Consider the following 24235-nt stretch of genomic DNA (forward strand, 5'->3'; position numbering starts at 1 on the left):
GACCATGTTCGAACTCAGCGAAGAGCAGAACGATTTCAAGACATCGCTGCGGACTTTCGTCGACAAGGAGATCGTCCCCGTCGCCCGAGAGATGGAAGCAGCGGGTGAATACCCGGCCGAAATCATCGACAAGCTCAAAGAAATGGGGCTGTTCGGACTGACCATCCCCGAGGAGCACGACGGTCTGGGCATCGATCCCGTTTCTTTCGGAATCGTCTTCGAGGAGCTTGCCCGTGGCTGGATGGGCATCGCTGGAGTCCTCGGCAGCCACACGATGGCGGCGAAGATGATCGCCGAACACGGCACAGACGAGCAGAAGTCGAAGCACCTCTCTGCTCTCGCTTCGGGAAAGCGGCGTACGGCCCTCGCTCTGACCGAGCCCGATGCCGGAACCGATCTGCAGGGCATCAAGACGACGGCGAAGAAGATCGGTGAAAAGTACGTCATCAACGGGGCCAAGATGTGGATCACGAACGCAAGGCATGCCGATCCGCTGCCGGTTCTCGTGAAGACAGATACCTCGACAACGCCAGCGCACAAGGGCATGAGCATCCTTTTGGTCAGTGCGGACACACCCGGCTTCGAAGTCACCAAGGACATCCCGAAGCTCGGCTACAAGGGCCCCGAGAGTTGTGAGATCGTCTTCGACAACTGCGAAGTGAGCGCCGACGCTCTGCTCGGCGGAGTCGAGGGCCGAGGTATGCAGCAGGTGCTCTCTGCACTGCAATGGGGACGAGTGAATATTGCAGGCCGTTCCGTCGGCATCGCGCAGAGGGCGCTCGAAGAATCAGTCGCCTACGCCCAGGAACGCGAATCCTTCGGTCAGCCCATCTCCCAGTTCCAAGCGATCCAGCTGCGGGTCGGCCGGATGGCAACACGGGTGCAGGCGGCGCGTCAGCTGATGTACTGGTCGGCTCAGTCGCTGCTCAAAGGTCGGGCAGACGGAGAGACCGGTATGGCAAAGGTCTTCTGTTCAGAAGTCGCCCTCGAATCCGCAATCGAAGCCATGTCCATCCACGGCGGCTACGGCTACTCGAAGGAGTATGAGATCGAACGGCTGTATCGCGACGCCCCGCTGATGAGCATCGGCGAAGGCACGAATGACATCCTCAATACCGTGATCGCCAAGTCGATCTTCTCCGGCCGTACCGCGATCTGATTTCAGGAGACCTCATGACCAGCATCTCAGAATCCATTGCCTCTTCAGTCGCTTCGATCAGGCTCGATGACATTCCCGCAGAAGTGCAGTCGCGTGCCCGTCATCTTATGCTCGACTCGGTCGGGGTCGCCCTTGCTGCCAGCAATCAGGATTTCGCGGCAGTCACCTTGGCCGGACTCGCTGAGCTCGACCCTGGTGAGACTCCGGTCATCGGCAGCTCGACCACGCTTTCCAAGACCGGAGCGGCGATCGCGAACGGCCTGATGATCCACGGCCACGACTTCGATGACACGCACATAGCCGCCGTATCGCACGTCAGTGCCTCCTCTCTTGCCGCCGTCATCAGCGCGAGCGCCGCCGACGAATCAATCAGCTTCGGCGACCTCCTGCTCGGCTACATCCTCGCCATCGAGGTGAACTCCCGTCTGGGGATGGCCGTCGACGGACGGTTCCACGACAAAGGATTCCACCCCACGGGTATCCTCGGAGCGTTCGGATCGGCAGTCGGCATCGGAGTCCTGCGCAGCCTTCCGGTCGACAAACTCGTTGACGCTCAGGGCATCGTCGGTTCGTTCTCCTCCGGACTCCTCCAGTTCCTCGATGAGGGAGCCCCTACGAAACGGCTGCACCCGGGTTGGGCGGCCAACGCCGGCCTCCATGCTGTTTCGCTCGCCGCTGCCGGGTACACCGGTCCGACGGAAATCTACGAGGGCCGATTCGGTCTGTATCGGACTCATATCCAGGGTGAAGATGCGCCTGGGCTCGAGGTCTTCGAAACCCTCGGTGAGACATGGGAAGTGGCGAATGTTGCTGTCAAACCGTTCCCCACCTGTCACTTCACCCATTCGTTCATCGATATTGCGCTGCGCCTCCGGCAAGAACCGAACTTCGACTTCGACCGAATCGCGTCGATCTCGGCGAAGATCCATGATGTACCCGGTGCGGTGGTCTGCGAACCGGCTGCGGACAAGCTGCGACCTCGCAGCGAGTACGACGCCAAGTTCAGCCTGCCTTATCTCACAGCTGCGGCTCTGCAGCACGGGCAGATCACGTTCGCCGAACTCGACGAGACGGCTCGCGCCGACGAGTCGGTCCTCAGCGTCGCAGCACGGGTGGATATACAGCACGACCCAGCGAGCCTCTATCCGAAAGCATTCTCCGGAGACCTGGCCATTACACTCGACGACGGCACCACCTTCCACGAGGCGGAGCAGATCAATCGTGGTCACGAATCCCGCCCGTTGACGAACGCCGAGGTGGCTGAGAAGTTCTCCGCCTGCGCATCACCAGTCGTCGGCTCGGTACGAGCAGCAGAGATCGCGGCAACCGTGACAGATGCTCCTGTCGGCCGGCCAGCCGCCGCTGTCATCGGAGATTTCTGTGGTTGACGTCGACAGCGGACCGGGGAGCGTCACCGCCACGAACCCGCCGGAAACAGACGTGTTGGGTCCCGGATGGCTGTTCGTCCCGGCCGACCGACCAGAGCGCTTCGAGAAAGCCGCAGCAGTCAGCGACCAGATGGTCATCGACCTCGAAGACGGAGTTCGCGAAGCCGATAAGGAGAAAGCCCGAAGCCTGCTGCGGCGATCCGAGTCCGTACCGAGGCGGGCTTGTCTGCGTATCAACGGCCTGTCTACTGCGCACGCCGATAGGGACCTCGAACTCGCACGGGAGATGGGCTTCCGTTCGGTCATGGTTCCGATGGCTGAATCACATCAGCCCTTCACTCAGCTAGCTGACTTCAGCGTCGTCGCCCTCGTCGAGACGGCTCGCGGGGTCGTCGAATCCGATCGCATCGCGGCTCACCCCAACGTCAATGCTTTGGCCCTGGGAACGGCAGATCTGCAATTGGATCTGGGATCGCGCGACACAAAAGGGACCGCTGGTGTGTTCGAGGACCTGCTCGCATTTGCCCGGGCGACACTCCTCTTCGCGGGTCGAGCTCACCACGTTCCCGTCATTGACTCGGTGCATGCCACTGTGGCGGACGATGCGGGGCTGCGACGGGCCGCCGCGGTGGCGTCAGCATACGGAATGGACGGCAAACTGGCGATTCACCCGAGACAGATCGAAATCATTCGCGGCGAGTTCGCTCCCAGCGAGTCAGAGGTGGCTTGGGCAGCTGCCGTGGTCTCTGAGGCCGAATCTCGAGCTGCAGGCGCGTTCGTCCTCGATGGCGAGCTCGTCGACGAAGTCATCATCCGCAGGGCGGAAGGAGTTCTCGCCAGGACCCAGTGACCTGAGCACCCGGCGGCAATGCGATCCGACACGGATCTGCGCGAGCTGAGCGGTCCGTGGAAGGGTATCGCACTACCATGGCATCACAGGTGATCGTCTTCGGCTGCAGACCACCGATTCGAACAGCCTGACAAGGAGAGTAGACAGAATGCCTCAGTGCACCCGCCTCAATCGATTGCTGGTCAGGACTTCACATGGTTGAGTCGAAAACCGCCTATGCCGTCGTCGCTGAGAAGATCCGTCGAAACATCCTCGACGGGACTTTTGCCCCCGGCTCTCGGCTGCCCTCAGACGCCGACTTGCGCGAGACCTACGCTGTCGGACAGAGCACCATTCGCGAAGCACTTCGCACCCTGTCGAGCGAACATCTGGTCAAAAGCGTTCGCGGCGTCAATGGGGGCACGTTCGTCACGATTCCGACCGTCGGTCATTTGGGTTCGCAGTTGGAAGTCGGGGTCACTCTCCTGGCCTCTTCGGACTCGATCTCGATCGATGACCTCATGGAGATCCGGCATATCACCGAAGTTCCGGCAGCCGGCTATGCTGCATCGAGACGAACCGACGACGACCTGAATAAGCTGCGTAACTCGGATCCGAGTCTGCGCAGCGAAGAATCGTCGTTCTCCAGCCATTCGACTTTCCATCAGCAGATCGTCGAGGCGGCGCACAACCCCCTGCTCGAAGTCGTGACTATCCCACTGTTCAATGCACTTCAGAACATCGTCGGCGAAGCGAATGCTGCTGCAAACATCGGCACGAGCGTGAGCCACGATCATTCGGCGCTCTTCGACGCGATCGTCCGCCGCGACTCTATGGCCGCGATGTCACTCATGCGCCAGCATCTGGATTCCGTCTCTGAGTACTACCGCAGTCGCGGTCTCTGATTCAGCACTAGTGAGGGCCCTCCTACAAGAAGAGGGCCCTCACTGATGCTGAGCATTGCGCAGATCAATTCTCGGCGTTTCGAGTTTGAGAATCTCGAGACCTCAGTGCCGACGTTGCCGCGTCGTCGACGACCCACCGTTCAGTATCGACGACGACACCATAATCACGAGCAGCCTCTTCCGAGGTCAGATACTCATCCCATACATCGTGGAGAACCGCGAAGGGGTCTCTCTTGAAAGGGTCGCCGAATCCGCCTCCTGAGGGCATCCGGATCTCCAAGGTATCTCCTGCGTGAACGACCTCCTGAGTGACCTTCGAATGGAGCACCTCTTCTCGTTCCGTTCCCGGATTGCGAACGAAAGACCCGGAGACTCCGTCAGCGCCGCCCAACACACCCGCAGGCGGATCGCTTCGGTTGTCGGCCTCGGACCCGAGGAAGGTGTCCGTCATCATCAGCCAGCGGCGGACACTGCCAATGCCGCCTCTCCATTGTCCCGGTGCCGGAGATTCATCGCGCAGCTCGTATCGTTCGGCGCGCATGGCGTGGTTGAGTTCGAGTTCCTCAATCGGGTTGTTTCTCGTATTCGCCATCAGCGCGTCGACGGCGTCGAGCCCATCTCGGCCGTTGCGACCACCGTACGAACCTTCATTGATCTCGATGTATACCCAGTAGCTCTCTCCATCTTCCGCAACTCCCGAATATGCGATGGCGCAGAGCGCGGACGATGAACCGGCAACCGCCTGGTCCGGCAGAATCGGTGCCAACGCCAAGTTGATCGAGTCGAAGACACGATTGACCTGTGAGAATCGGGCAAAGCACGAAGCAGGGAAGTCTGGGTTGAATATTGTTCCTTCGGGGGCATAGGCCCGGACCGGACGGAAGCAGCCGTCGTTTTGAGGGACGTATTCTGGAGTCGTCTCCTCGTCGAGCAATATCGTTCGGATGGCGCTCACCGCAACCGGCAACACCGAGCCTTCGAAAGGAACGTTGAATGCTGTAGGAACCTGGTCGTTCGAACCGGTGAGATCGATAAGCACTTCGTCGTCTTCGATGTCGACTCGGACTGCCACCTTCAACGGGACTCCGCGGTTCTTCCCATCATCGTCGAGGTAGCCGATCGGTGCTTCGTAGCTGCCGTTCGGCAATTCGCGAATCCGGCTCCGGAGCATGTTCTCCGAATAGTCCATCCAGGCTTCGCTCGCGCTCATCACAGTATCGAGGCCATACGTCTCGAGGAGTTCGACGAATCTCTTTTCCCCGATACGAGCGCATGACACGAGCGCCTCGAGGTCGCCGCGGTTCTGCTCCGGCGTTCTGACGTTGTCGAGGATGTGCTGAATGAGCATGTCGTTGCGCACGCCCGCATCGTAGATCTTCATCGAGTCCATCAGCTTGCCCTCTGCCCAGACGTCGACAACGTCCATGCACAGTCCCGGGAAATTACCGCCAATGTCCGATACGTGCCCTGTGCATCCGGCGAATCCAATGTGTTCGTCGTTCCAGAAAATGGGAATGATGATTCCGTAGTCAGGCGAGTGAGCTGCACCGTGGTACGGATGGTTATGGAGAATCACATCTCCGGGACGGTAGCTTCCTGCAAGCCGGCGATTTACTCCCTTGATATAGGCGGGGATCGACCCACAGTGCATCGGTGTCGAGTCCGATTCGCAGAGTTCTCGTCCATAGACATCGAAGATTCCAGCTCCCAAGTCCTCTGATTCTCGGATGAGACTCGAATACGCCATCCGGTAGAGAACCTGGGCCATCTCCTTCGCCATAGAATCGAGGGCACCTCCGATCACTCGCAAGGTGATCGGGTCTACCTCAACCGAGTTCCACGTGCGATGAGGGACTTCAGGTGCCAGTGAGACACCAGTCATCGGCATTGTTGTTTCACTCATTGTGCGCACCTTTCGATGATGATGTGTCCGAGCTCATCGACCGTGGCCCGTTGTCCGATTCCAATAACAGTTGTCGAGTCGAATTGTTCGACAATGGCCGGTCCGTCGAAGACGTTGCCCGCTCGAAGAAGCTCTCGAGAATAGACGTCTGTGTCGACCCACTTCGGACTGCCCGCATCATCCGTCCACATCAGGGTCTGTGCCGTCGCCACCTTCGCAGGAGTAGAGTCGGCATCGCCAACGGGTATCTTCGGAAGCCTGATCTGAGGCACCATTCCGATACCGGTCATCCGAACATTGACCAATTGGACCGGTTTGTCGTCGAACCGCTGCGAGTACATACGCCCGTGCTGCTCGTGGAAAGCTTGAGCGACCTGCTCCACCCAGTTGGCGTCGATCTCTCCGCTGGGTGCCTGGACTCGCAGTTCGTAGCCTTGTCCGACGTATCTGCAGTCGACGCTGCACTCGAGGTCAATGTGCTCATCGGGGATTCCGTCGCCTTTGAGCTGCGCGACGGCCTGGTCGGTCAGGCGGGCGACTTCGCGTGCAAGCAGGTCGATGTCAGCCTGGTCCGACGAGGTCCACACCGTTGTCGGAACTTCGTAGCGTATGTCGGTGGCCAGGAGGCCCACTGCCGAGGTGATCCCGGGGTGCGTTGGCACGATGATCCGCGGAATATCGAGTTGCTTTGCAATATGCCAGGCGAACAGCGGACCGGCGCCGCCTTCTGCGACCAGTGAGAAGTCTCGTGGATCGTAGCCCTTGCGGACCGAGTGCAGACTGATCGCTTCGGTCATTGAATGTGCGAGCACCGTAAAGATGCCCATGGCCGCCTTCTCGGTGCTTTGGCCCAGAGGCTCAGCGATGTGATTCCTCACTGCCTGCTCGGCGAGCTGCGGTCGGACTTCCATGGTTCCGGAGAGAAAGCTCTTCTCGCGCAGCCACCCGAGGACCACCATGGCGTCAGTCGAGGTAGGTTCAGTGCCGCCGCGGTCGAAACAAGCAGGACCCGGCACGGCACCGGCGCTGCGCGGGCCGACACGGAACATGCCTCCTTCATCTATCGAAGCGATCGAGCCTCCACCCGCCCCGATGGTGTCAACTTCGGCCATCGGAACCATTGCGTGATAGTCGCCGATACGGGTATCGAGCAAGTGTTTCATCCGGAGGCGTCCGTCGGGTGCGACTCCAACGTCGGCTGATGTGCCTCCCACGTCGAGCGTGATGACGCTCGGATAGCCGGAGGCCGCTCCGATTGCGCAGCCTCCGATGAGCCCGGCGACGACACCACTCGTCAGGAGCGAAACCGGGGTTTGGCGAGCACTCCTGGCAGTGACGAGTCCGCCAGCAGAGGTCATGAGGTGGACGTCGTCACTTACGCCCGCAGCACTCGCCTCGTCGACGAGTTTCGAGATGTAGTTCGATGTCTTCGGTCCGACGAAGGCGTTGAGAGCGGTCGTCGAGAATCGCTCGTACTCTCGATACTGGCTGGCAACTTCGCTGGACAGAGAGATGAACGCCTCTGGGAACTCTTCCTCTACGATTTCGCGTGCCCGTTGTTCGTGGGCGGGATTCTTGTAGGCGTGCAGGAACGCGATGGCCACCGCGGCAACTCCACGCTCCCGCAGGAGCCGCGCTTCCTGTCGAACGGCGTCTTCGTCCAGCGAGGTGAGAACGGCTCCGGACGCATCAATGCGTTCGGGCACTGTCCGCCTGTTTCGGCGAGGAACCAATTGCCATTTCTGCCAAGGCAGCTCCTGATAGTTCGAATAGTTCAGAGGACGCTTCTTCCGCGCAATGTGGAGGAGATCTCTGAACCCCTCAGTCGTGATCAGGCCGACATCGTCACCGTTGTGCTCGAGGACGATGTTGGTCGCCACAGACGTCCCGTGGAAGAACATGTCGATGCTTTCGAGGTCGATCTCCGCTTTGACCTCCAGCGCAGAGATCCCCTTCATCGTGCCGACTGACGGGTCCTCATTGGTCGAAGGTGTCTTATGTACTGTGGTTGTGCCGTCGTCGTCCCATAGGACCAGGTCGGTGAAAGTTCCGCCGACGTCAACTCCAAGTCGTCTCATGGAAGTCCAATCAATGTGTAGGAGGATTTCAGTGATGCCTGACACTGCTCTGTGCGCACCACTGAAGCGAATATACATCAGATATATAGAGGCCGCTAGACCCAATTCTCGACAATATTTCCAGGAATTCACGAGAATACTTACATAAACACCTGATGTTTAAGCGATTGGGATACCCCCTCTAAACCGGATCCAGTTCCACTCCGTTCGACACCGAGGCGGCACTACTGCGCGGCGTCGACGAGTGGCTCACTCCATTCCGTCGTTTCTGGGTCCCGCAATCGGACATGCTGTCAGCCGAGATCGCCCGCGCAAAGCGACAGTGCCGTCTGGCAGAAGCCGAATCAGACACCATTCCACCGCCGCGCATCCTTGGTTACCATGAAGTACCGCCGATCTTCGGCGAACCTCCCGCACCTCACCTTCAACCGCCGTCAGATCATCGACGACCTCCGAGGAGCTTCCATGACCACCCCCGACTCCAGTCGCCCCACCGAAGACCAGGTCCTCGCCGCGCAGGCCGACGCCGTCGACCGCGGGCTTAACATCACCGTCGAGGGCGACAACCAGCACACGGTCCAGACGCTGAGCCAGACCTACCCGACCACCGTCTCCGACCTCTGGGAAGCCTGCACCGATCCGGTTCGGCTCGAGCGCTGGTTCGCACCCGTCAGCGGCGACCTCGAACTCGGCGGTCGCTACCAGATCGAAGGCAATGCCTCCGGCACGATCGAGAACTGCGAACCGCCCCACTTCTACTCGCTGACCTGGGAATTTGCGGGAGGAGTCAGCCATGTCACCGTCCGCTTCGCCGAGGCAGACGGCAGCGCACGCCTGACCCTCGAGCACTCGCACGCAGGTGAGGCGCACGCCGATTTCTGGGTGCAGTTCGGACCCGGCGCCACCGGGGTCGGGTGGGACATCTCCCTCCTCGGTCTCGCCAACCATCTCGTGGCCGGTACGGGACGCCCCGAAGACGAGAATGAATGGGTCGCCTCGGCGTCGGCCCAGGAATTCGTCCGCACCTCCAGCGCCCGCTGGGGCGAGGCCTCGGCGGCGGCAGGAACCCCGGTCGATCAGGCGCGCGCCGCCGCAGAACGCACCACCGGCTTCTACCTCGGCCAGCCTCCGGCAGAGTGACCTTCATCCGCTGACTGAGCCAACGGCGGAATAGTCCTCCCTACTCTCCCGCCTGCTTCCGAGCCCCCAGCGCCAGCCGGGCGATATCGCGCAGCACTTCGAGTTCCTCGCTGCCGTCGAGCAGTGCCCGCAGCTCGACGGCGGCCCGGCTGAGCAGGCTGCGATAGGCGCCGGCGACGTTGTCCGGTTCCCGCGTCAGCGGGTAGGACACACAGAGGGCGAACACGATCGCACCGACGGTGAAAGCCACACTCGCCGAGGCGGTCCCGGCCACCCGTGCCTGCTTCGTCGCGTAGAATTCCGCCGGATTTCCCGGCCCGCACAGCGCCAGGGCAGCCGAGCCGCCGTCGACGAGCGGGAGCACCGCACCGACTCCGCGCGAGACGCGCAGCTCATGATCGGCTTCGACGTTGCGCACGCACACGCGATCCTCACCGACGCGGACCCACATCTGCACGGATTCCCCGGTCATCGTCCGCAGATGGTCGAGCACCGAGTTCGTCGTGGCGATATTGCGCCTGCCCGGGAAAGGGCCCAACCGCAGCAGCCCCGAGGAGTCACGGACGATGAACTTGTGCGCCCGCAGGTCGGTCAGCAGCCGATACGTCGTCGACTTCGAATAGCCGAGGCGGCGGCACACCTCCGCAGCCGTCATCGGCGAGTCCTGGAGGACTTCGAGGATGGCCGCACTGCGGTCGATGACTCCGATCTCCGCCGGCACCTGGTCAGAACTCTTCATTCCCACTCCTCACGACACCGTCACATCGGCGAGCAGCTTCCGCCGGGACACCCACCACCGGAAGATGATGGGTCCGATGATGCCTGCCACCATGAGGATGATGATCGACAGCGACACCGGCCTGGTGACCAGGGGTGCGAACGATCCACCGGAGATCTGCAGCATACGCCGGAAGTTGTCCTCGAGCAGCGGCACGAGCACGAGCGCCAGGATCGCCGGGGCCAAGGGGATGCCGCCCTTCTCCATGAGATAGCCGATGACGCCGAAGATGCCGAGCATCATCAGCCCGAACAGACTGAATTCGATGGCGTAGGCGCCGATGACCACAAGCACGAGGATGGATGAGAAGAGGATCTCCTTGGGCATCTTCAGCAGCTTCACGAAGACCCCGACCAGCGGCAGGTTGAGGATGATGAGCGCGATATTGCCGATGTACATGCTGGCGATGATCGTCCAGATCAGACCGGTCTCGTCCCGGAAGATCAGCGGCCCTGGCTGCAGGCCGTACATCGTGAACACGAAGAGCAGCAGCGCCGTCGTCGCCGAACCCGGGATGCCGAGGCTGAACAGCGGAATCATCGCACCACCGACACCGGCATTGTTCGCCGCTTCGGGGCCGGCCACACCCTCGATGGCTCCGTGACCGAATTCGTCCTTCCGCTTCGAGATCCGCTTCTCCATGATGTAGGACATGAACGAGGCCAGCGACGGACCGACTCCTGGCAGGATGCCGATGATGAAGCCGACCACGGAACCGCGGGCCCACGGGCCGGCCGACCGCTGCCAGTCTTCCTTCGTCATCCACTTGTCGTTGCCGAAGCTCTGGATCTCGTCCTTGGCCCCACGTCCGAGCGCGAGGTTCCGGATCGCCTCGGGGATAGCGAAGAGCGCCATCGCGAAGATCGTGAAGTCGATTCCGTCGGAGAGCAGACTCATCCCGAACGTCTGCCGGGGCAGCCCGGTCTGGAAGTCGAGGCCGATGAGGCCGACGGCCAATCCGATGAAGATCGAGATGAGCGCCTTCGCCCGCGAGCCCGCCGACATCGTCGACGCGAGCAGCAGAGCCGTGGCCATGAGCAGGAAGTATTCGGTGGCGCCGAAGACGTTCGCGAGCTTGACGAGCACCGGGGACAGGAACGTCAGCCCGATGATCGCCAGGGTGCCGGCGAGGAACGAACCGATCGCCGCGGTCGCCAGGGCGGCCTTGCCCCGACCGCGGCGGGCCATCTCGTAGCCCTCGATCGCGGTCACCGCGCTGGCGACCTCACCGGGGGTTTTGATGAGCGTAGCGGTGATCGAACCGCCGTACATCGACCCGTAGTAGATTCCGCACAGCAGGATGAGGCCGTGCACCGGCTCCATGCCGAAGGAGACCGGGATGAGGATCGCGATCGCGGAGATCGGTCCGATTCCCGGCAGCACTCCGACGACTGTGCCGAGCAGCACGCCGAGGAGGGCGAAGGCGAGGCTGACCGGCTCGAGTGCCGAGGCGAAGCCGCCTCCCAGATCGATGAGAGTGTCCATGCCCGCCCCCTAACCCAGGATCCCGACCGGCAGGTACACGGCGAGTCCGTAGACGAACGCCGTGTAGACCACGACCGCGAAGAGGACGGAGAAGATGAGGTTGCGAATCCACTTCTCAGGTGCGTAGATGCTGGTCAGCCCCATCAGGAACGCCGCCGTCGACAGCAGGAATCCGACTGGGATGAGGATCGCCAGATAGACGAAGAAGAGCGCGAACTGGAATACGACCTTGCGCACCTGCGGCTCCGGCGGGGCTTCGAGGACGATCCCGCTGACCCCCTCCTGACCGGAGGATCGGTCGGCGGTTTCAAGGGATGATTCCCCCGCCGAGGCGGCCGTACCGTCCCCGTCCCTCGCCGGAGTCGTACGTGCAGTTCCCCCGGACCCGGTCCCCGCCTCGGCGAGGGTGTCCTTCCGGTGCCGGACGACGGCCTGGCCGGCGAGGAAGAGGCCGAGCACGATGAGTCCGATCCCGACGATGGCGGGGAAGGTGCGCGGGGTGACGATGTTCGCGGTCTCCTGGATGGAGAACGTCGCGATGTAGTACACCGCGCCGATGACGGCGATGGCGCCGCCGGTGATGAGGTCGGTGCGGAAAGCGGTCATTTGCTGTTGCCCAGGTCGGTCTCGTTGACGCCTTCGGCGACCGTCTTCGCCGCGTCGTCGACGTAGGCCTGGGCGTCGTCGCCGGTGTGGAACTCGGTGGCCCACTGGTTGTTCTTCAGCGTCTCCTGCCAGGCGTCGGACTTGCTCACGTCTTCGAGCGCCTTGGCCCAGAAGTCCACGGCTTCCTGCGGCATCTCGGCGGGTCCGTAGACTCCGCGCCAGTTGCCCAAGGTCACGTCGTAGCCGGAGTCCTTCGCGGTGGGCACCGTGTCGAAGGGCGCCGCCAGCGGTTCCTGGGCGAAGGTGACGAGGGGTTCGATGTCGCCGGCTTCGATGACGGAGCGGAATTCGCTCATGCCGGCGATGGCGACCTTCGCGTCCCCGTTGAGCATGGCGGTCGTCTGCTCGCCACCGCCGTCGTAGTTGACGAAGTTGATGTCGGCCGGGTCGACGCCGGCTTCCTTCGCGAACAGGGCGAACGGCAGAGTGTCGTCTCCGGCGGCCGCGACGGTGACCTTCTGCGGGTCGTCCTTGAGCGCCTTGACCAGGGCGTCGAGATCCTTGAAGTCCCCGTCTTTCGGCGTCACGACCATGAAGTCCTCGACGTAGAGGGTGGCGATGAGCGTCGTGTCCTCGGGACCGAACTCGCAGAGGTTGCGCGCCTTCATCGTCTGGCTGGCCAGGGAGGTGATGGCGATCTGATCGTCCTTGCCCTTCTCCTGCTGCATCATCGACGTCAGCCACGAGCAGCCGGTGCCGCCGGGCTTGTTCTGCACGGGCAGCGGCGAGGAGACGATGTCTTCCTTCTGCAGCGCCTCGACCAGCGCGCGTGCCGTGGTGTCCCAGCCGGATCCGGGTTCAGCCGGAGCGGTGACCGAGACCGGTCCCTTCGGATAGTCCCCGCCCTCGCCCGGGGGCTGCGCCTTGTTCCCGCAGGCAGCGGCGACGAGGGCGACCGAAGCGAGCACCGCCCCGATCTTCGCCGCGCGCTTGCGGGTACTCGTCGACCCTTCCTTCGCCGAGGCGGCCGTCCGTGTGCGTGTGATCGTCGTTGATCGCATGAGCTGTCCCCTTGTGTGTTCGGTTCTCGATATTCAGTGGTGTGCTTGGTGGTGCCGCTGGCTGAGTTGTCAGTCCAGGCGGTTTTCGTCGGGCTGGGGTCCGTCGACCGGCGGGCCCGTCGGCACTGCGGGGCCGTCCCGGTAATGGCTGTTGTGGCGGCCGGGTTCGGGCACGTCGCTGCGCAGCCCGAGCCGGTTCCCGTCGAAGGTCAGCGGAAGCAGCGGCACATCCACCCTTGCACCTGTCGGCAGCCCGGTGTGGGCGAGCGCTCCGGAGGCCACAAGGTGCGGGTCGTCGGTGAGGTCGGCCGGGGTGTTGACCGGAGCGACGGGCAGGCCGCGCCGGGTGCACTTGTCTTCGATCTCGGCCAGGCTCAGCTGTGACAGTGCCTGCTGGAGCTCGCGATGAATACGGTCGCGCTGGTCGACTCGGCCCTGGTTGGTCAGCATGTCCGGGTCGGCGGCCAGCCCCGTCAGTCCGAATTCGTCGCAGAGGTCGCGCCACTGCCCGTCGGAGACGGCGGCGACGAAGACCTGGTTGTCATCAGCATCGCGGAAGATGTCATAGACGGCCCAGGTTGCTTGCCGGGTCGGCATCGGGCGGGGTGGTTCGCCGCTGATCTGGGATTGAGCCATGTGCGTGCCGACGAGGAAGGCGTTGTTCTCGAACAGTGCGGAGTTGATGAGTTTTCCGCGGCCCGTGGTTTCGCGCACCCGCAGTGCGGACTGGATGCCGATGACTCCGAACATTCCGCCCATGATGTCGTTGACGCTGGCTCCGGCGCGCAGCGGCTGGCCGGGTGGACCGGTCATATACGCCAATCCCCCGAGCATCTGGACGACCTCGTCGAGGGCGGCGCGGTTCCCGTAGGGGCCGGAGAGGAATCCCTTGAGTGAGCAGTAGATGAGTCCGGGGTTGCGGGCCGAGAGCTCCTCGTATCCGAAGCCGATCGATTCCATCTTCCCGACGCGGAAGTTCTCAAGCAGGACATCGGCGGAATCGATGAGGTCGAGGACACGGTCACGGTCGGCCGCCTCGGCGATATCGAGTTGGACGCTGTGCTTATTGCGGTTGAACGCGGGGAACAGCCCGGATCCGGACCCGGGCAGGTAGCGGGTCTTGTCGCCGGCTCCGCGGGGTTCGATCTTGATGACCTCGGCGCCGAGGTCGGCGAGGATCATCCCGCAGCTGGGACCCATGACCATGTGGGAGAACTCGATGACGCGGATGCCTTCGAGCGGCAGCGGTTCGGGGGTCGTTGCCTGGGTCTGTTCGGCGGTCATGTGGGAAGTCATTTCAGACCTTCGCCGAGGCGGCCGCGAACCGGTCGTCGAAGACCGCGGGGGTCGCGGGGATGTCCGACAGGCTCGAAGTCAGGTCGTGTCCGACGGCGGCGATGAGGGGGTCGCGCACCTCGGTGAGCGCCTCGACGTCGACGCCGGTGGCCACGCCCTCGCGGTGGAGGAGGTGGACGAGGTCGTCGGTGCCGATGTTGCCGGCGGCGCCCGGGGCGAAGGGGCAGCCGCCGAGTCCGCCCATGGCCGCGTCGAAGTTCGCGATCCCCAGCTCGAGGGCGGCGATGACGTTGGCCATGCCGAAGTTGTAGGTGTCGTGGAGGTGGAGGTTGACCGGTTTGCCGGGGAAGGCGTCGAGAACCGCCGAGGTGTTGCGGCGGACCAGCGATGGGTTGGCGTTGCCGATGGTGTCGGCCACCCCGACGCCGTGGGCTCCGGCGTCGACGAAGGGACGGAGGACCTCGACGAGGTGGTCAGCCTCGGTGATCCCGTCGAAGGGGCAGATGAAGCTCACGGCGGTCGTGATGTCGAAGCGCAGTCCCCGGTCACGGGCGAAGACGGCGGCGTCCATGAGGCGGTCGGAGGCCTCGGCGATGGAGGCATCGGAATTCGCTTTCGAGTGTCCTTCGGAGGCCGAGAGCACGAGTTTGATGTTCTTCGCCCCGGCGTCGACGGCCCTTTGGGCGCCTTTGAGGTTGAAGACGAGGGTGAAGAACTCGACCCCGTCGGCCTCGTGTGGTGCCAGACGGCGCAGCAGTTCGTCGGTGTCGGCCATCTGCGGGACCTTCTTCGGATTGACGAAGGAGCCGACCTCGATGTGTTTGAGTCCCGAGCCGATGAGTTTCTCGGCCAGGGCAACCTTGACTTCGGTGGGCACGATGGCTTCTTCGATCTGCAGCCCGTCGCGCAGAGTGGTGTCGAGGATATCGACGGAAGTGGGCCGGACCATGGGACTCCTTCACGCAGGCTCCCGCTGAACGGGAAACGATTCGTCGCCGCGCGACCATGCGCGACTCCACTCTCGTTATATAACGCGCTCAGTCCAGGTAACAGACTTTGTTCGGCATATGAGAGGTCGGGGAGAATTGCCTGTGTTCATTCCCGTCTATCGGGACGCTAGGTTCTTCGGCCGGTATGTCTGGATCGCGTGGCCTGCTTCGAGTTCGCTGCGGTCGACGAGCTCCAGGTCGACGACGTCACTCAGACCCGCGAAGAGGTACGGTCCGTGGCCGGCGATGCAGGGGTGGATGACGAATTCGAATTCGTCGATGAGGCCGAGTTCGGCGAGCGCGAGCGGCAACGTCACTCCCCCGACTGCGAGTCCCGTCACGGATTGTTCCTTGAGCTCGCGGACGGCGGTGGCGAGGTCGCCGCGGATGAGTTCGGAGTTCCAGTCGACGCTGTCCAAGGTGCTCGAGACGACGTATTTGCGGGCCGGGCCGATGGCCGCAATGAACGGGTCGAGGTCCTTTTCCGGGGTCGTGTCACCTTCGGGCCGGCGCCAGGCGTCTTCCATCATCTGGTAGGTGATGCGACCGAAGATCAGCCCGTCGGCACGCTTGAGATTGTTCGCATGATGGCGATGGAAATCATCGCTGATGACTCCCACGCGATGATCACAGCAGCCGTCGACGGTGACGTTGATCGAGTACCTCAGCTCGCCCATGGCATAAGAGTAGACCTGGGCGGGCACTGCTGGAAGAGTCAATTCCCGCTGGCGTCGGCATCCCCAGCCAACCTCATGTGCAGGATCGGATAGGGCCGCCCGGCTTCATCGGTCTCACTGCGTCCGATCATTTCGAACCCCTGGTGCCGGTAGAACTCCAGCGCTGAGGTGTTCTGTTCATTGACGTCGACCGTGGTCACATCCTCGTGTTCGATCGCATAGTCAATCAGCGCGGAGCCGATCCCCCGGCCCCGTTCACCAGCGTCGATGAAGAGCATCGCGAGGTCTCCGTCGACGACCCCGCAAAACCCTACGGCTCGGCCGTCCAATTCAGCGACGGTGAGTCTCACGGCCGGAAAGTAGTCCGCAGCCAGATGCTTCTCGATCTCGTCCCGGTCGTCGTCGGACAGAAAATCATGCGTGGCGTCGACAGCGCTGCGCCAGATCGCCACAAGGGCAGGGACGTCAGAGCACCCGGATGCGGGCCGAAGCCTGAGGGCTGTCATATCAGTCCGTGTCTTTGGCGGCACCATCGACGTTCCCCTCCGAGTCGGCACCGAAATCCGCCTCACCGCGTGCGGCCGAGGCGAGGCCCAGCCACGACAGCACCTCGTCGGTGTGTTCGCCCAAGTCGGGCCCGAGGTGGTCGATCGCGATCGATTCGCCGCCGATGACCGGGGTGATGCCGGGGAAGGCGACGTCTTCGAGGACTTCTTCGCCGGTGGAGACGTCGAGGTTCTGAATCATCCCGCGAGCGGCGAGCTGCTCATCGGCGACGAGATCTTCGGCCGTGTAGATGGGTCCCGCCGGAACGCCCACTTCCTCCAGAGTCTCGACGACGTCCTCGACTGAACGCTGCGCGCACCACGCCCCGATGGCTTCGTCGAGTTCGTCGCGCCGCTGCCAACGGCCGGCATTCGTCTGCAGGTCGGCATCCTCGGCGAGGTCGGGACGGTCGATCGCCGTCATCAGCCGCGGGAAGATTCCATCCCCATTACCGGCGATGACCACGGACTTCCCGCCGGCGCACATGTAGCCGTTCGAGGGCGCGATGCCCTCCATCCGACCACCGGTGCGGGTGCGGACCTCGCCGAATGCGGAGTAGTCGGGGACGAGGGATTCCATCACGGAGAACATCGCCTCGTTGAGCGCGACGTCGACGGTCCGCTCCGACAGCGGACCCTTGCCTTCGAAGCTGTGCGCGGATCCGACGACCGCCTCGGCGGCTCCGGCGATCTTCTGCCGCTGTCGGTCGAAGAGCATCATCACGGCACCGAACGCCGCCTGCATTCCGGCGATCGAGTCGCCGATCGAGATGCCCACGCGCACCGGCGGGCGGTCGGGGTCGCCGACGAGTTCGCGGAAGCCGGAATATCCTTCGGCGACGGCGGCGAATCCAGGCCGGGACGACATCGGTCCGGTCTGGCCGAACGCTGAGATGCGCACGAACACAAGGTCGGGGTTCGCCTCTTCGAGCACGTCGGGGCCGAGTCCCCATTTCTCGAGGGTGCCGGGGCGGAAGTTCTCGAGCAGGATGTCGCTGCGGCGGACGAGCTCGAGCACAGCTTCGCGTCCCTCGTCGCTGCGCAGGTCGAGCACGACCGACTTCTTGTTGCGGTTGATCGTGCGGTAGAGCATCGAGGTGTCGCCGGCCTTGAGCCGCCAATTGCGCAGCTCATCGCCGGTGCCGGGGCGTTCGACCTTGATCACCTCGGCGCCGAAGTCCGCAAGCATCCGCCCGGCGGTGGGTGCGGCGATGTAGTTGCCGAGTTCGAGGACTCGCACACCGGAAAGGGGAAGTCGGTGCGTGCTCATGACGATGCTCCTAGTTGTGCGTGGTTCGGTTCTCCCATGGTGCCAGGTGTCGGGGCGATCGGCGCGGATATCCGCCGCCCGGGCGGTCGGACGGTCCACCTCCCCGAGGCGGTGCTCAGCTGTTCCGCAGCGTGACCTACGCGCGTTGACCGATGGATTCGGTCGGAATCTCAGCCTTCGACCGACCGACCCCGGCACGCACGGCTTCGCAGACCGCAACGACGAGGATGTTGACGCCGAGGCCGATGATGCCTTCGCTGATCGCCCACGGCAACGGCAGCCAGAACGTGTAGGCGATGACGACGATCAGTCCCGCCGCGAGACCGGCGATGATCGAGCGAACACTGAGACGACCGCGGAAGAAGAGAGCCGCGGCGATCGCCGGAGCGAGCTGGTCGAGGCCGGAGAAAGTCAGCAGCAGGAGGTTCGCCAGCAGGTCGGGCATGACGATGGCCAGCAGCAGCGACAGGGCAGTGGCGACGACGACGATGATCTGAGTCGCAGTGAACTGATGCCGTTCGGATCTGATCCGGAAGACATTGCGTGAAGCCAGGGTCGAGATACCGATGAGCAGCGCGGCCGAGGGCACCATCGCCGTGGTGATTCCGGCGACGGCGAGGACTCCGATCACCCAATCGGGGAACATCTGTCCGGACAGGTGGAGCAGAGCCGAGTCGGCGTCGGTGTTCCGACCGAGGATGACGACAGCCACGTAGCCGACGATGAGCGGCAGGACGATGAAGGTGTTGTAGATCGGCAGCCACAGGTAGTTCTGACGCAGCACCGCGGAGCTGCGGGCTGCGAGGATCGGCGGCCACATGTGCGGAAGAGTCACGAAGGCCACGCCGATGGCGCTGATCGCCATGTTCGAGATGTACCAGGGGATGCCGTATTCCTCTGTGCCGTGGACGCTCAGGAGGTCGGGCATGGTGGCAGCGACGGTGTCGAAGACGTTCGTGAATCCGCCGGTGAAATGGATGGGGATCGAGATGCATACGACGAAGAGCATGACGAGCATGAGCGCGTCTTTGAAGTACGCGGTCGTGGCCACGCCTCGCAGACCCGACCACAGGACGAAGGCGACGACGAGGATGAAAGCGATGACCATTGACCATACGCCCGTCGTTCGGTTGCCGGTGACGAGTTGAACGATGAGGCCGAGTCCGGTGATCTGCAGCTGCAGGTAGGGCAGCAGAAAGATGACTCCGCAGATGCCGGCGATGACTCCGAGGGTGCGCGAGGAGTAGCTGTGTTCGAGGAAGTCGGCCTGTGTCAGGTGTCCGCGTGCTTTGGCCATGCGCCAGATCTTCGGGCCGATGAAGTAGAGGACCAGGTAGCCGAGGGGTACGTAGGGCATCGAGTAGAAGGCGGCGGCGCCTCCCGAGACCACGAGCCCGGCGGTACCGAGGAAGGTGAAGGTGGTGAAGGTTTCGCCGGCCTGAAGCAGCCAGGTGGTGGCCACGCCGAAGCGTCGGCCGCCGACGGTCCACTCGGAGAGGTCGGCATTGGGCTTCTTGCGTCCGATGAACCCGAGAATTGCGACGAGGACGATTCCGCCGAGGGTGACGATCTCGATAGTGCTCATCTCAGCCCTCCCGACCGTTGTCGGGGTGTGCCTGCACTTCCGGTCGGTCTCCGACTTTGGCCGATTCGAGCCTCTCGGCTTCTTCGAGGGCAAGGTCGTCGAGGTGGCCCTGCCGTTCGAGATCGGGGCGGGTCTTCTCGATGATCAGGAGGATGCCGGTGACGAGGAGGCTGCCGGGCACACAGGTCCACCACAAGATGGTCGGCAGCCCGAGAAACAGATGTGGGCCGTTGAGAATCGGCAGCCATTGGAGGACGAAGGCGGCGATCACCGGAATGAGACAGAGAACCGCCCAGACCGTGACGCGACCTTTCGTCACCCGTCGTGTGTCGGAATCGGGTGTACTCATTGTGCCTCCCGCACTCGTTCGGCCGGTCTGCTCGGCCGGCGGTCCGACCACCATGGTCACGACCACGTCCATCTTCTCTCCACAATCGGTGCTGGACGGTGACGAAATGCCGCTGACAGCAAAGTCGCATTGAAAAGCTGCCTTGGCTGAACATCAGCTGCGGCTTGAGTGAACTTCGTGCAACATTCCTTGAACTCTATTGTCAGCCAGGCTCTGGGTACCGAAGACTGGCAATCGAGTCGCAGACAGCGATGATTCGTCACCGAATGAGGAGTTGGACATGGAATCGAACGATTTCGCAGGCAACAACGACAGCGGTCAGAACGACTTCGGCAATCAGCAGCAGAGCGGTCCCGAGGGACAGCAGAGCGGCTTCGGCGATCAGGGTGGCCAGCAGGGCCAGTCGGGTCAGCAGGAGCAGGGTGGCTTCGGCGGCCAGGAACAGTCCGGCGGATTCGGTGGAGATGACCGCGAGCAGGGCGGCCAGCCCGGCGGCCAGGATCAGGGTGGATTCGGCGGCCGGGATCAGGCCCAGGGTGGCTTCGGTGGCGAGCAGGGCGGCTTCGACGAGAACCGCTGATCTCAGCCCTCACCTGATCCGGCGTCATCGTTGAGACGCCGATCCGCAAACACAAGCGGCGCACCAGTCATCGGTGCGCCGCTTCGTGCATTCACTCCGTGACGGTCACGATCTGTCGGTGTCGGCCGAGGCCCTCGAGCTCGATTTCGACGACGTCGCCGTCGACCAGGTACGGGTACTGCCCCGACAGCGCGACGCCCTGCGGTGTGCCGGTGAGGATGACGTCGCCCGGTTCGAAGGCCATCGCCTGGCTGAGCTGGAAGATGATCTCGCCGACGGAGAAGATGAGGTCACTCGTCGACGAATCCTGCCTGGCTTCGCCGTTGACCCAGCTGCGCAGGCGCAGGTTGCCGGGGTCCACCTCGGCGGCGGGGCGGATCCACGGCCCGAGCGGGGTGAACCCGGGCAGATTCTTCCCTTTCGACCACTGGCCCCCGGACTCCTCGATCTGCAGTCGGCGTTCGGACAGATCGTTGCCGAGCACGTACCCGGCGACGTGATTGAGTCCTTCCTCCGCCGAGGCGACCCTGAAGGTCCGTGATCCGATGACCACTCCGAGTTCGACCTCCCAATCGGCCTTCGCCGCATACGGCGGCAGTTCGATCGGGTCGTTGGGCCCGGCGATGGTCGAGGGCATCTTGAAGAAGATGACGGGTCGCTCGGGAGGTTCGGCTCCGGCCTCACGAGCATGCGCTGCATAGTTCATGCCCACGCACACGATGGCTGAAGGTCGGGTCAGCGGCGCGCCGATGCGCATCTCATCAGCACCATCGAGCGGCTTGAGTTCCCCAGCGTCAAGCGCGCTTCGGACGCGTCCGATGCCGTCGGCAGCGAAGAAGTCCGGGTCGATGTCATCGGTCAGCGGGCGGAGGTCGAAGCAGACTCCGTCATGGCGGACCGCCGGAATCTCGTGTCCTATCGGTCCCAGTCGCAGCAGTTCCATGCGGTTCCTCTCTACTAGCTCTCGGCCACGTCGTTGTGACCTGTCGCCAGGCTAGCGAGACTGCCTGCGCTAATTTGGAACTGCTCAAGCATTGGACACCCGCAGGCGTCGAAGCGCCCACCCGGACCGACCGTCACACGGTCTGCTGGCGCGTGTAATCGGCCTTCGCTCGACGGGGTACGACGACGATCGGCACCGGAGAGTTCTGCAGGATCCGCATTGCGTGGCTGCCGAGCGAGACCCGCTTGAGCGCACCCAGCCCGGAGGATCCGAGCATCATCACTTCCGGATGCTTCCACTCGACAGCGCCGAGCGCCGCGGCCCAATCGGCGCCGGTTCCCACGACGACGTCCGTCTCACCTGGCTTGATGTGCAGCTGCTCGATCGAGCACAGGATCTTGTCCGTGTCACGCTGGACGGTCTTCGTCCATTCGTCGATGACGCGTGACTCCATGTCGAAAGGCACGTTCGCCGAGGCGACCACACGCGAACGCGGGGCGAACGAAGCGATGCGGAACGGCACGTCCGACTCCGCCGAAACCATCGCAGCACCAAGAATGAGATCCGCCGAGGTGGACGACCCCGAATACGCGGCAGTGATCCGCTCCAGCCGCGCCCCTGCAGGCGCTTCGAATCCGGCCGGGGCCAGGGCCACCGGCAGCCTGGCGCTGTGCAGCAGACCGTTCGACACCGACCCGAGCGCGATCTTGCCCGGCTTCCCTTCCGACGATGGTCCGACGACGAGGCGATAGGCGTCGGTCTTCTCGCACATCTCGAGCAGACCGCGCCGCGACGACCGCGCGGAGTGGAGGACGCATTCGGACTCGATATCGCTGGGAATGAGCGCACGCGCCTCGTCGAGGGCCGCCTCGGCGACGGTGCGGAACCTGTTCTCGTACTGGCTCTCGAAGTGCACGGGCGCCATCGGGAACGCAGCGGAGTCCACGGCGGTTGCGACGATCCGGCGTCGATAAGTGCGGGCGAGGACGATGCCCAGCTCGACGGCTGCGCGGTTGTCCTGACCTGGGGCAAGACCGACGACGATGCTCATTTGGCTCCTCCTGTGGAGTCCGGTCCGGGGGATTCGGGATTGGTGGGTCCCGCCTCGGCGAGCTGCTTGCCGAGGACGGAGGACTTGCGGCCGAAGATGAAGTACAGGCTCAGGATAAAGGCGGTCCAGATGATGAAGACGACGATAGTGATGACCTGCAGGCTCGAGATGATCCAGAAGCAGCCGATGATCGAGAGCACCGGCAGGACGGGATAGAACGGGACCTTGAAGCCGCGTTCGAGGTTCGGTTCGCGCACGCGCAGGATGATCACGGCCAGGGAGACGACGACGAAGGCGACGAGGGTGCCGATCGAGGTCATCTCGGCGAGGAAATTCAACGGGATGAAGCCGGCGAGGACCGCGATGACGGCGGAGACGACGATCGTGCCTTTGACCGGGGTGAGTGTGCGGGGATTGACCTCGCGGAAGAGCTTGGGCATCATTCCGTCGCCGGCCATTGTGAAGAGGATGCGGGACTGGCCGTAGATGGAGACCAGGGTGACGGAGAAGATCGAGATCACCGCGCCGGCGGCCACGACCGTGCCGGGCCACTGCGAGCCGACGATGTTCTCGAGGATGGCCGACAGGCCTGCGGTCTGTCCGTCGAATTTCTCCCACGGCTGGGCGGACAGGGCGGCGACGGCGACGAGGACGTAGACGGAGGTGACGATGATGAGGGCAGCGATGAGAGCTCGGGGCATCGTCTTCTTCGGGTTCTTCGTCTCATCGCCGGCCGTGGCGACAGCGTCCATGCCGACGTAGCTGAAGAAGATCAGACCCGAGCCGGCGACGACTCCGGAGATGCCGAAGGGGGCGAAGTCGGCGAAGTTATTCGAGTCCCAGCCGGTAACGCCGACGCAGATGAAGAAGATGAGCACGCCGATCTTGAGGCAGACCATGATCGCATTGACGACGATGGATTCGCCGGTGCCGCGCACCAGGAGGAAGCAGCACATCGCCAGCAGCAGGATGGCAGGCAGGTTGACGATTCCGCCTTCTTCCGGCGCATAGGCCAGGGCGTGCGGGATCTGGAATCCGAAGAGATTGAACAGCAGCTGGTTGACGTACTGCGACCAGCCGACCGCGACGGCCGCACCGGCGACTCCGTACTCGAGGAGGAGACACGCGGCCACCCCCATCGCCGGCAGTTCGCCGAGGGTCGCGTAGGCATAGGAGTAAGAGGATCCGGAGACGGGGACAGATCCGGCGAGCTCGGCGTAGCAGATGACCGCGAGGCCGGCGACGACGCCGGCGATGACGAATGACCAGATCACGGCCGGTCCCGCCACCGGAACGGACTCGGAGAGGATGAAGAAGATGCCGGTGCCGATGGTCGAGCCGACGCCGACCATCGTCAGCGAGAACAGCCCGATCGTGCGTTTGAGATCGGTCTCGACGTCTTCCTTCTGCCGCGGAACCGGTTTGATCCGGAACAGCTGCTGTCGCAGTGTGGGCATGTTCTTCTCCAGACTTCATCGTCTTACTTGCCTGTCGGCGGAGCCCGTCGCGCACCGGTCGGGTGCGCTCGCTGCTCGCCGCTACTGAGACCATACGACAGACTGCGCGGTCCGATTCGGTTTCTACCGGAATTCATCGGTGCGGAATCCGTCGCCTCTCA

Annotated in this window: 22 protein-coding genes; 6 read left to right on the forward strand and 16 right to left on the reverse strand. The window is 63.3% G+C overall.

The window, feature by feature from the left end:
* The first annotated feature begins 4 nt into the window (after positions 1-4).
* From ACU4IU_RS07920 to ACU4IU_RS07935, 4 genes are all read left to right on the forward strand, one after another.
* The gene (locus ACU4IU_RS07920; RefSeq protein ID WP_139467828.1) at positions 5-1159 is read left to right on the forward strand and encodes an acyl-CoA dehydrogenase family protein; all 1155 of its coding nucleotides are present in this window, start codon (positions 5-7) and stop codon (positions 1157-1159) included.
* A gap of 14 nt (positions 1160-1173) precedes the next feature.
* The gene (locus ACU4IU_RS07925; protein WP_139467827.1) at positions 1174-2547 is read left to right on the forward strand and encodes an MmgE/PrpD family protein; all 1374 of its coding nucleotides are present in this window, start codon (positions 1174-1176) and stop codon (positions 2545-2547) included.
* Positions 2540-3397 (forward strand): HpcH/HpaI aldolase/citrate lyase family protein, encoded by an 858-nt coding sequence (locus tag ACU4IU_RS07930; protein ID WP_181271064.1) that lies wholly within the window; start codon positions 2540-2542, stop codon positions 3395-3397. Before ACU4IU_RS07925 ends, ACU4IU_RS07930 begins: the two co-directional genes overlap by 8 nt.
* Before the next feature lie 194 nt (positions 3398-3591).
* A complete protein-coding gene (locus tag ACU4IU_RS07935) occupies positions 3592-4281 on the forward strand; it encodes a FadR/GntR family transcriptional regulator (RefSeq protein WP_139467825.1) in 690 nt (229 codons plus the stop codon).
* A 64-nt stretch (positions 4282-4345) separates the two neighbouring features.
* Here the strand turns inward: ACU4IU_RS07935 and ACU4IU_RS07940 are convergent, their stop codons facing one another.
* Both ACU4IU_RS07940 and ACU4IU_RS07945 read right to left on the reverse strand, forming a co-directional pair.
* Positions 4346-6184, reverse strand: a complete 1839-nt coding sequence (locus ACU4IU_RS07940; RefSeq protein WP_139467824.1) for a hydantoinase B/oxoprolinase family protein — start codon at positions 6182-6184, stop codon at positions 4346-4348.
* Positions 6181-8262, reverse strand: coding sequence for a hydantoinase/oxoprolinase family protein (locus tag ACU4IU_RS07945; protein ID WP_446656388.1), 2082 nt, complete (start codon positions 8260-8262; stop codon positions 6181-6183). The genes ACU4IU_RS07940 and ACU4IU_RS07945 overlap by 4 nt, the downstream gene beginning before the upstream one ends.
* A 465-nt stretch (positions 8263-8727) precedes the next feature.
* On the opposite strand from ACU4IU_RS07945, the gene ACU4IU_RS07950 reads away from it, so the two are divergent.
* The gene (locus tag ACU4IU_RS07950; protein ID WP_376905043.1) at positions 8728-9402 is read left to right on the forward strand and encodes an SRPBCC family protein; all 675 of its coding nucleotides are present in this window, start codon (positions 8728-8730) and stop codon (positions 9400-9402) included.
* A 40-nt stretch (positions 9403-9442) separates the two neighbouring features.
* On the opposite strand, the gene ACU4IU_RS07955 is transcribed toward ACU4IU_RS07950, so the two are convergent.
* The 11 genes from ACU4IU_RS07955 to ACU4IU_RS08005 form a co-directional block, all read right to left on the reverse strand.
* Positions 9443-10141: a helix-turn-helix domain-containing protein gene (locus ACU4IU_RS07955; RefSeq protein WP_139467821.1), complete on the reverse strand. Its 699-nt coding sequence runs from the start codon at positions 10139-10141 to the stop codon at positions 9443-9445.
* Positions 10142-10150: 9 nt separating this feature from the next.
* Positions 10151-11665: a tripartite tricarboxylate transporter permease gene (locus ACU4IU_RS07960; RefSeq protein ID WP_376905044.1), complete on the reverse strand. Its 1515-nt coding sequence runs from the start codon at positions 11663-11665 to the stop codon at positions 10151-10153.
* Between the two features lie 9 nt (positions 11666-11674).
* Positions 11675-12271, reverse strand: a complete 597-nt coding sequence (locus ACU4IU_RS07965; RefSeq protein ID WP_376905046.1) for a tripartite tricarboxylate transporter TctB family protein — start codon at positions 12269-12271, stop codon at positions 11675-11677.
* Entirely contained in the window at positions 12268-13332 is a 1065-nt protein-coding gene (locus ACU4IU_RS07970; RefSeq protein WP_376905047.1) for a tripartite tricarboxylate transporter substrate binding protein, read from the reverse strand. Before ACU4IU_RS07970 ends, ACU4IU_RS07965 begins: the two co-directional genes overlap by 4 nt.
* Before the next feature lie 69 nt (positions 13333-13401).
* Positions 13402-14616 (reverse strand): CaiB/BaiF CoA transferase family protein, encoded by a 1215-nt coding sequence (locus tag ACU4IU_RS07975; protein ID WP_181271070.1) that lies wholly within the window; start codon positions 14614-14616, stop codon positions 13402-13404.
* Positions 14617-14629: 13 nt separating this feature from the next.
* Positions 14630-15577 (reverse strand): hydroxymethylglutaryl-CoA lyase, encoded by a 948-nt coding sequence (locus tag ACU4IU_RS07980; protein WP_181271071.1) that lies wholly within the window; start codon positions 15575-15577, stop codon positions 14630-14632.
* 156 nt (positions 15578-15733) lie between these two features.
* Positions 15734-16294, reverse strand: coding sequence for a dihydrofolate reductase family protein (locus ACU4IU_RS07985; protein WP_181271072.1), 561 nt, complete (start codon positions 16292-16294; stop codon positions 15734-15736).
* A 38-nt stretch (positions 16295-16332) separates the two neighbouring features.
* On the reverse strand, positions 16333-16827 hold the full coding sequence (locus ACU4IU_RS07990; protein ID WP_139467814.1) for an acetyltransferase: 495 nt from the start codon (positions 16825-16827) through the stop codon (positions 16333-16335).
* Positions 16802-18109 (reverse strand): CaiB/BaiF CoA transferase family protein, encoded by a 1308-nt coding sequence (locus tag ACU4IU_RS07995; protein ID WP_139467813.1) that lies wholly within the window; start codon positions 18107-18109, stop codon positions 16802-16804. The genes ACU4IU_RS07990 and ACU4IU_RS07995 overlap by 26 nt, the downstream gene beginning before the upstream one ends.
* Positions 18110-18245: 136 nt before the next feature.
* Positions 18246-19694 carry a sodium:solute symporter family protein gene (locus ACU4IU_RS08000; RefSeq protein WP_180345551.1) on the reverse strand — a complete coding sequence of 483 codons (1449 nt, stop codon included), beginning with the start codon at positions 19692-19694 and terminating at the stop codon, positions 18246-18248.
* Between the two features lies 1 nt (position 19695).
* Positions 19696-20043 carry a hypothetical protein gene (locus ACU4IU_RS08005; protein ID WP_259358179.1) on the reverse strand — a complete coding sequence of 116 codons (348 nt, stop codon included), beginning with the start codon at positions 20041-20043 and terminating at the stop codon, positions 19696-19698.
* Positions 20044-20323: 280 nt separating this feature from the next.
* Here ACU4IU_RS08005 and ACU4IU_RS08010 point away from each other — a divergent pair, with 280 nt between their 5' ends.
* Positions 20324-20623, forward strand: coding sequence for a hypothetical protein (locus tag ACU4IU_RS08010; protein WP_376905049.1), 300 nt, complete (start codon positions 20324-20326; stop codon positions 20621-20623).
* Between the two features lie 91 nt (positions 20624-20714).
* Here the strand turns inward: ACU4IU_RS08010 and ACU4IU_RS08015 are convergent, their stop codons facing one another.
* The 3 genes from ACU4IU_RS08015 to ACU4IU_RS08025 all read right to left on the reverse strand — a co-directional run bounded on the left by ACU4IU_RS08015 (position 20715) and on the right by ACU4IU_RS08025 (position 24074).
* A complete protein-coding gene (locus ACU4IU_RS08015; RefSeq protein WP_376905051.1) occupies positions 20715-21566 on the reverse strand; it encodes a fumarylacetoacetate hydrolase family protein in 852 nt (283 codons plus the stop codon).
* Positions 21567-21699: 133 nt separating this feature from the next.
* Positions 21700-22617 (reverse strand): universal stress protein, encoded by a 918-nt coding sequence (locus tag ACU4IU_RS08020; protein WP_376905053.1) that lies wholly within the window; start codon positions 22615-22617, stop codon positions 21700-21702.
* The gene (locus ACU4IU_RS08025; protein WP_376905055.1) at positions 22614-24074 is read right to left on the reverse strand and encodes an APC family permease; all 1461 of its coding nucleotides are present in this window, start codon (positions 24072-24074) and stop codon (positions 22614-22616) included. Before ACU4IU_RS08025 ends, ACU4IU_RS08020 begins: the two co-directional genes overlap by 4 nt.
* Positions 24075-24235: the final 161 nt, after the last annotated feature.

The sequence above is a fragment of the Brevibacterium sp. CSND-B09 genome, assembly GCF_052906525.1.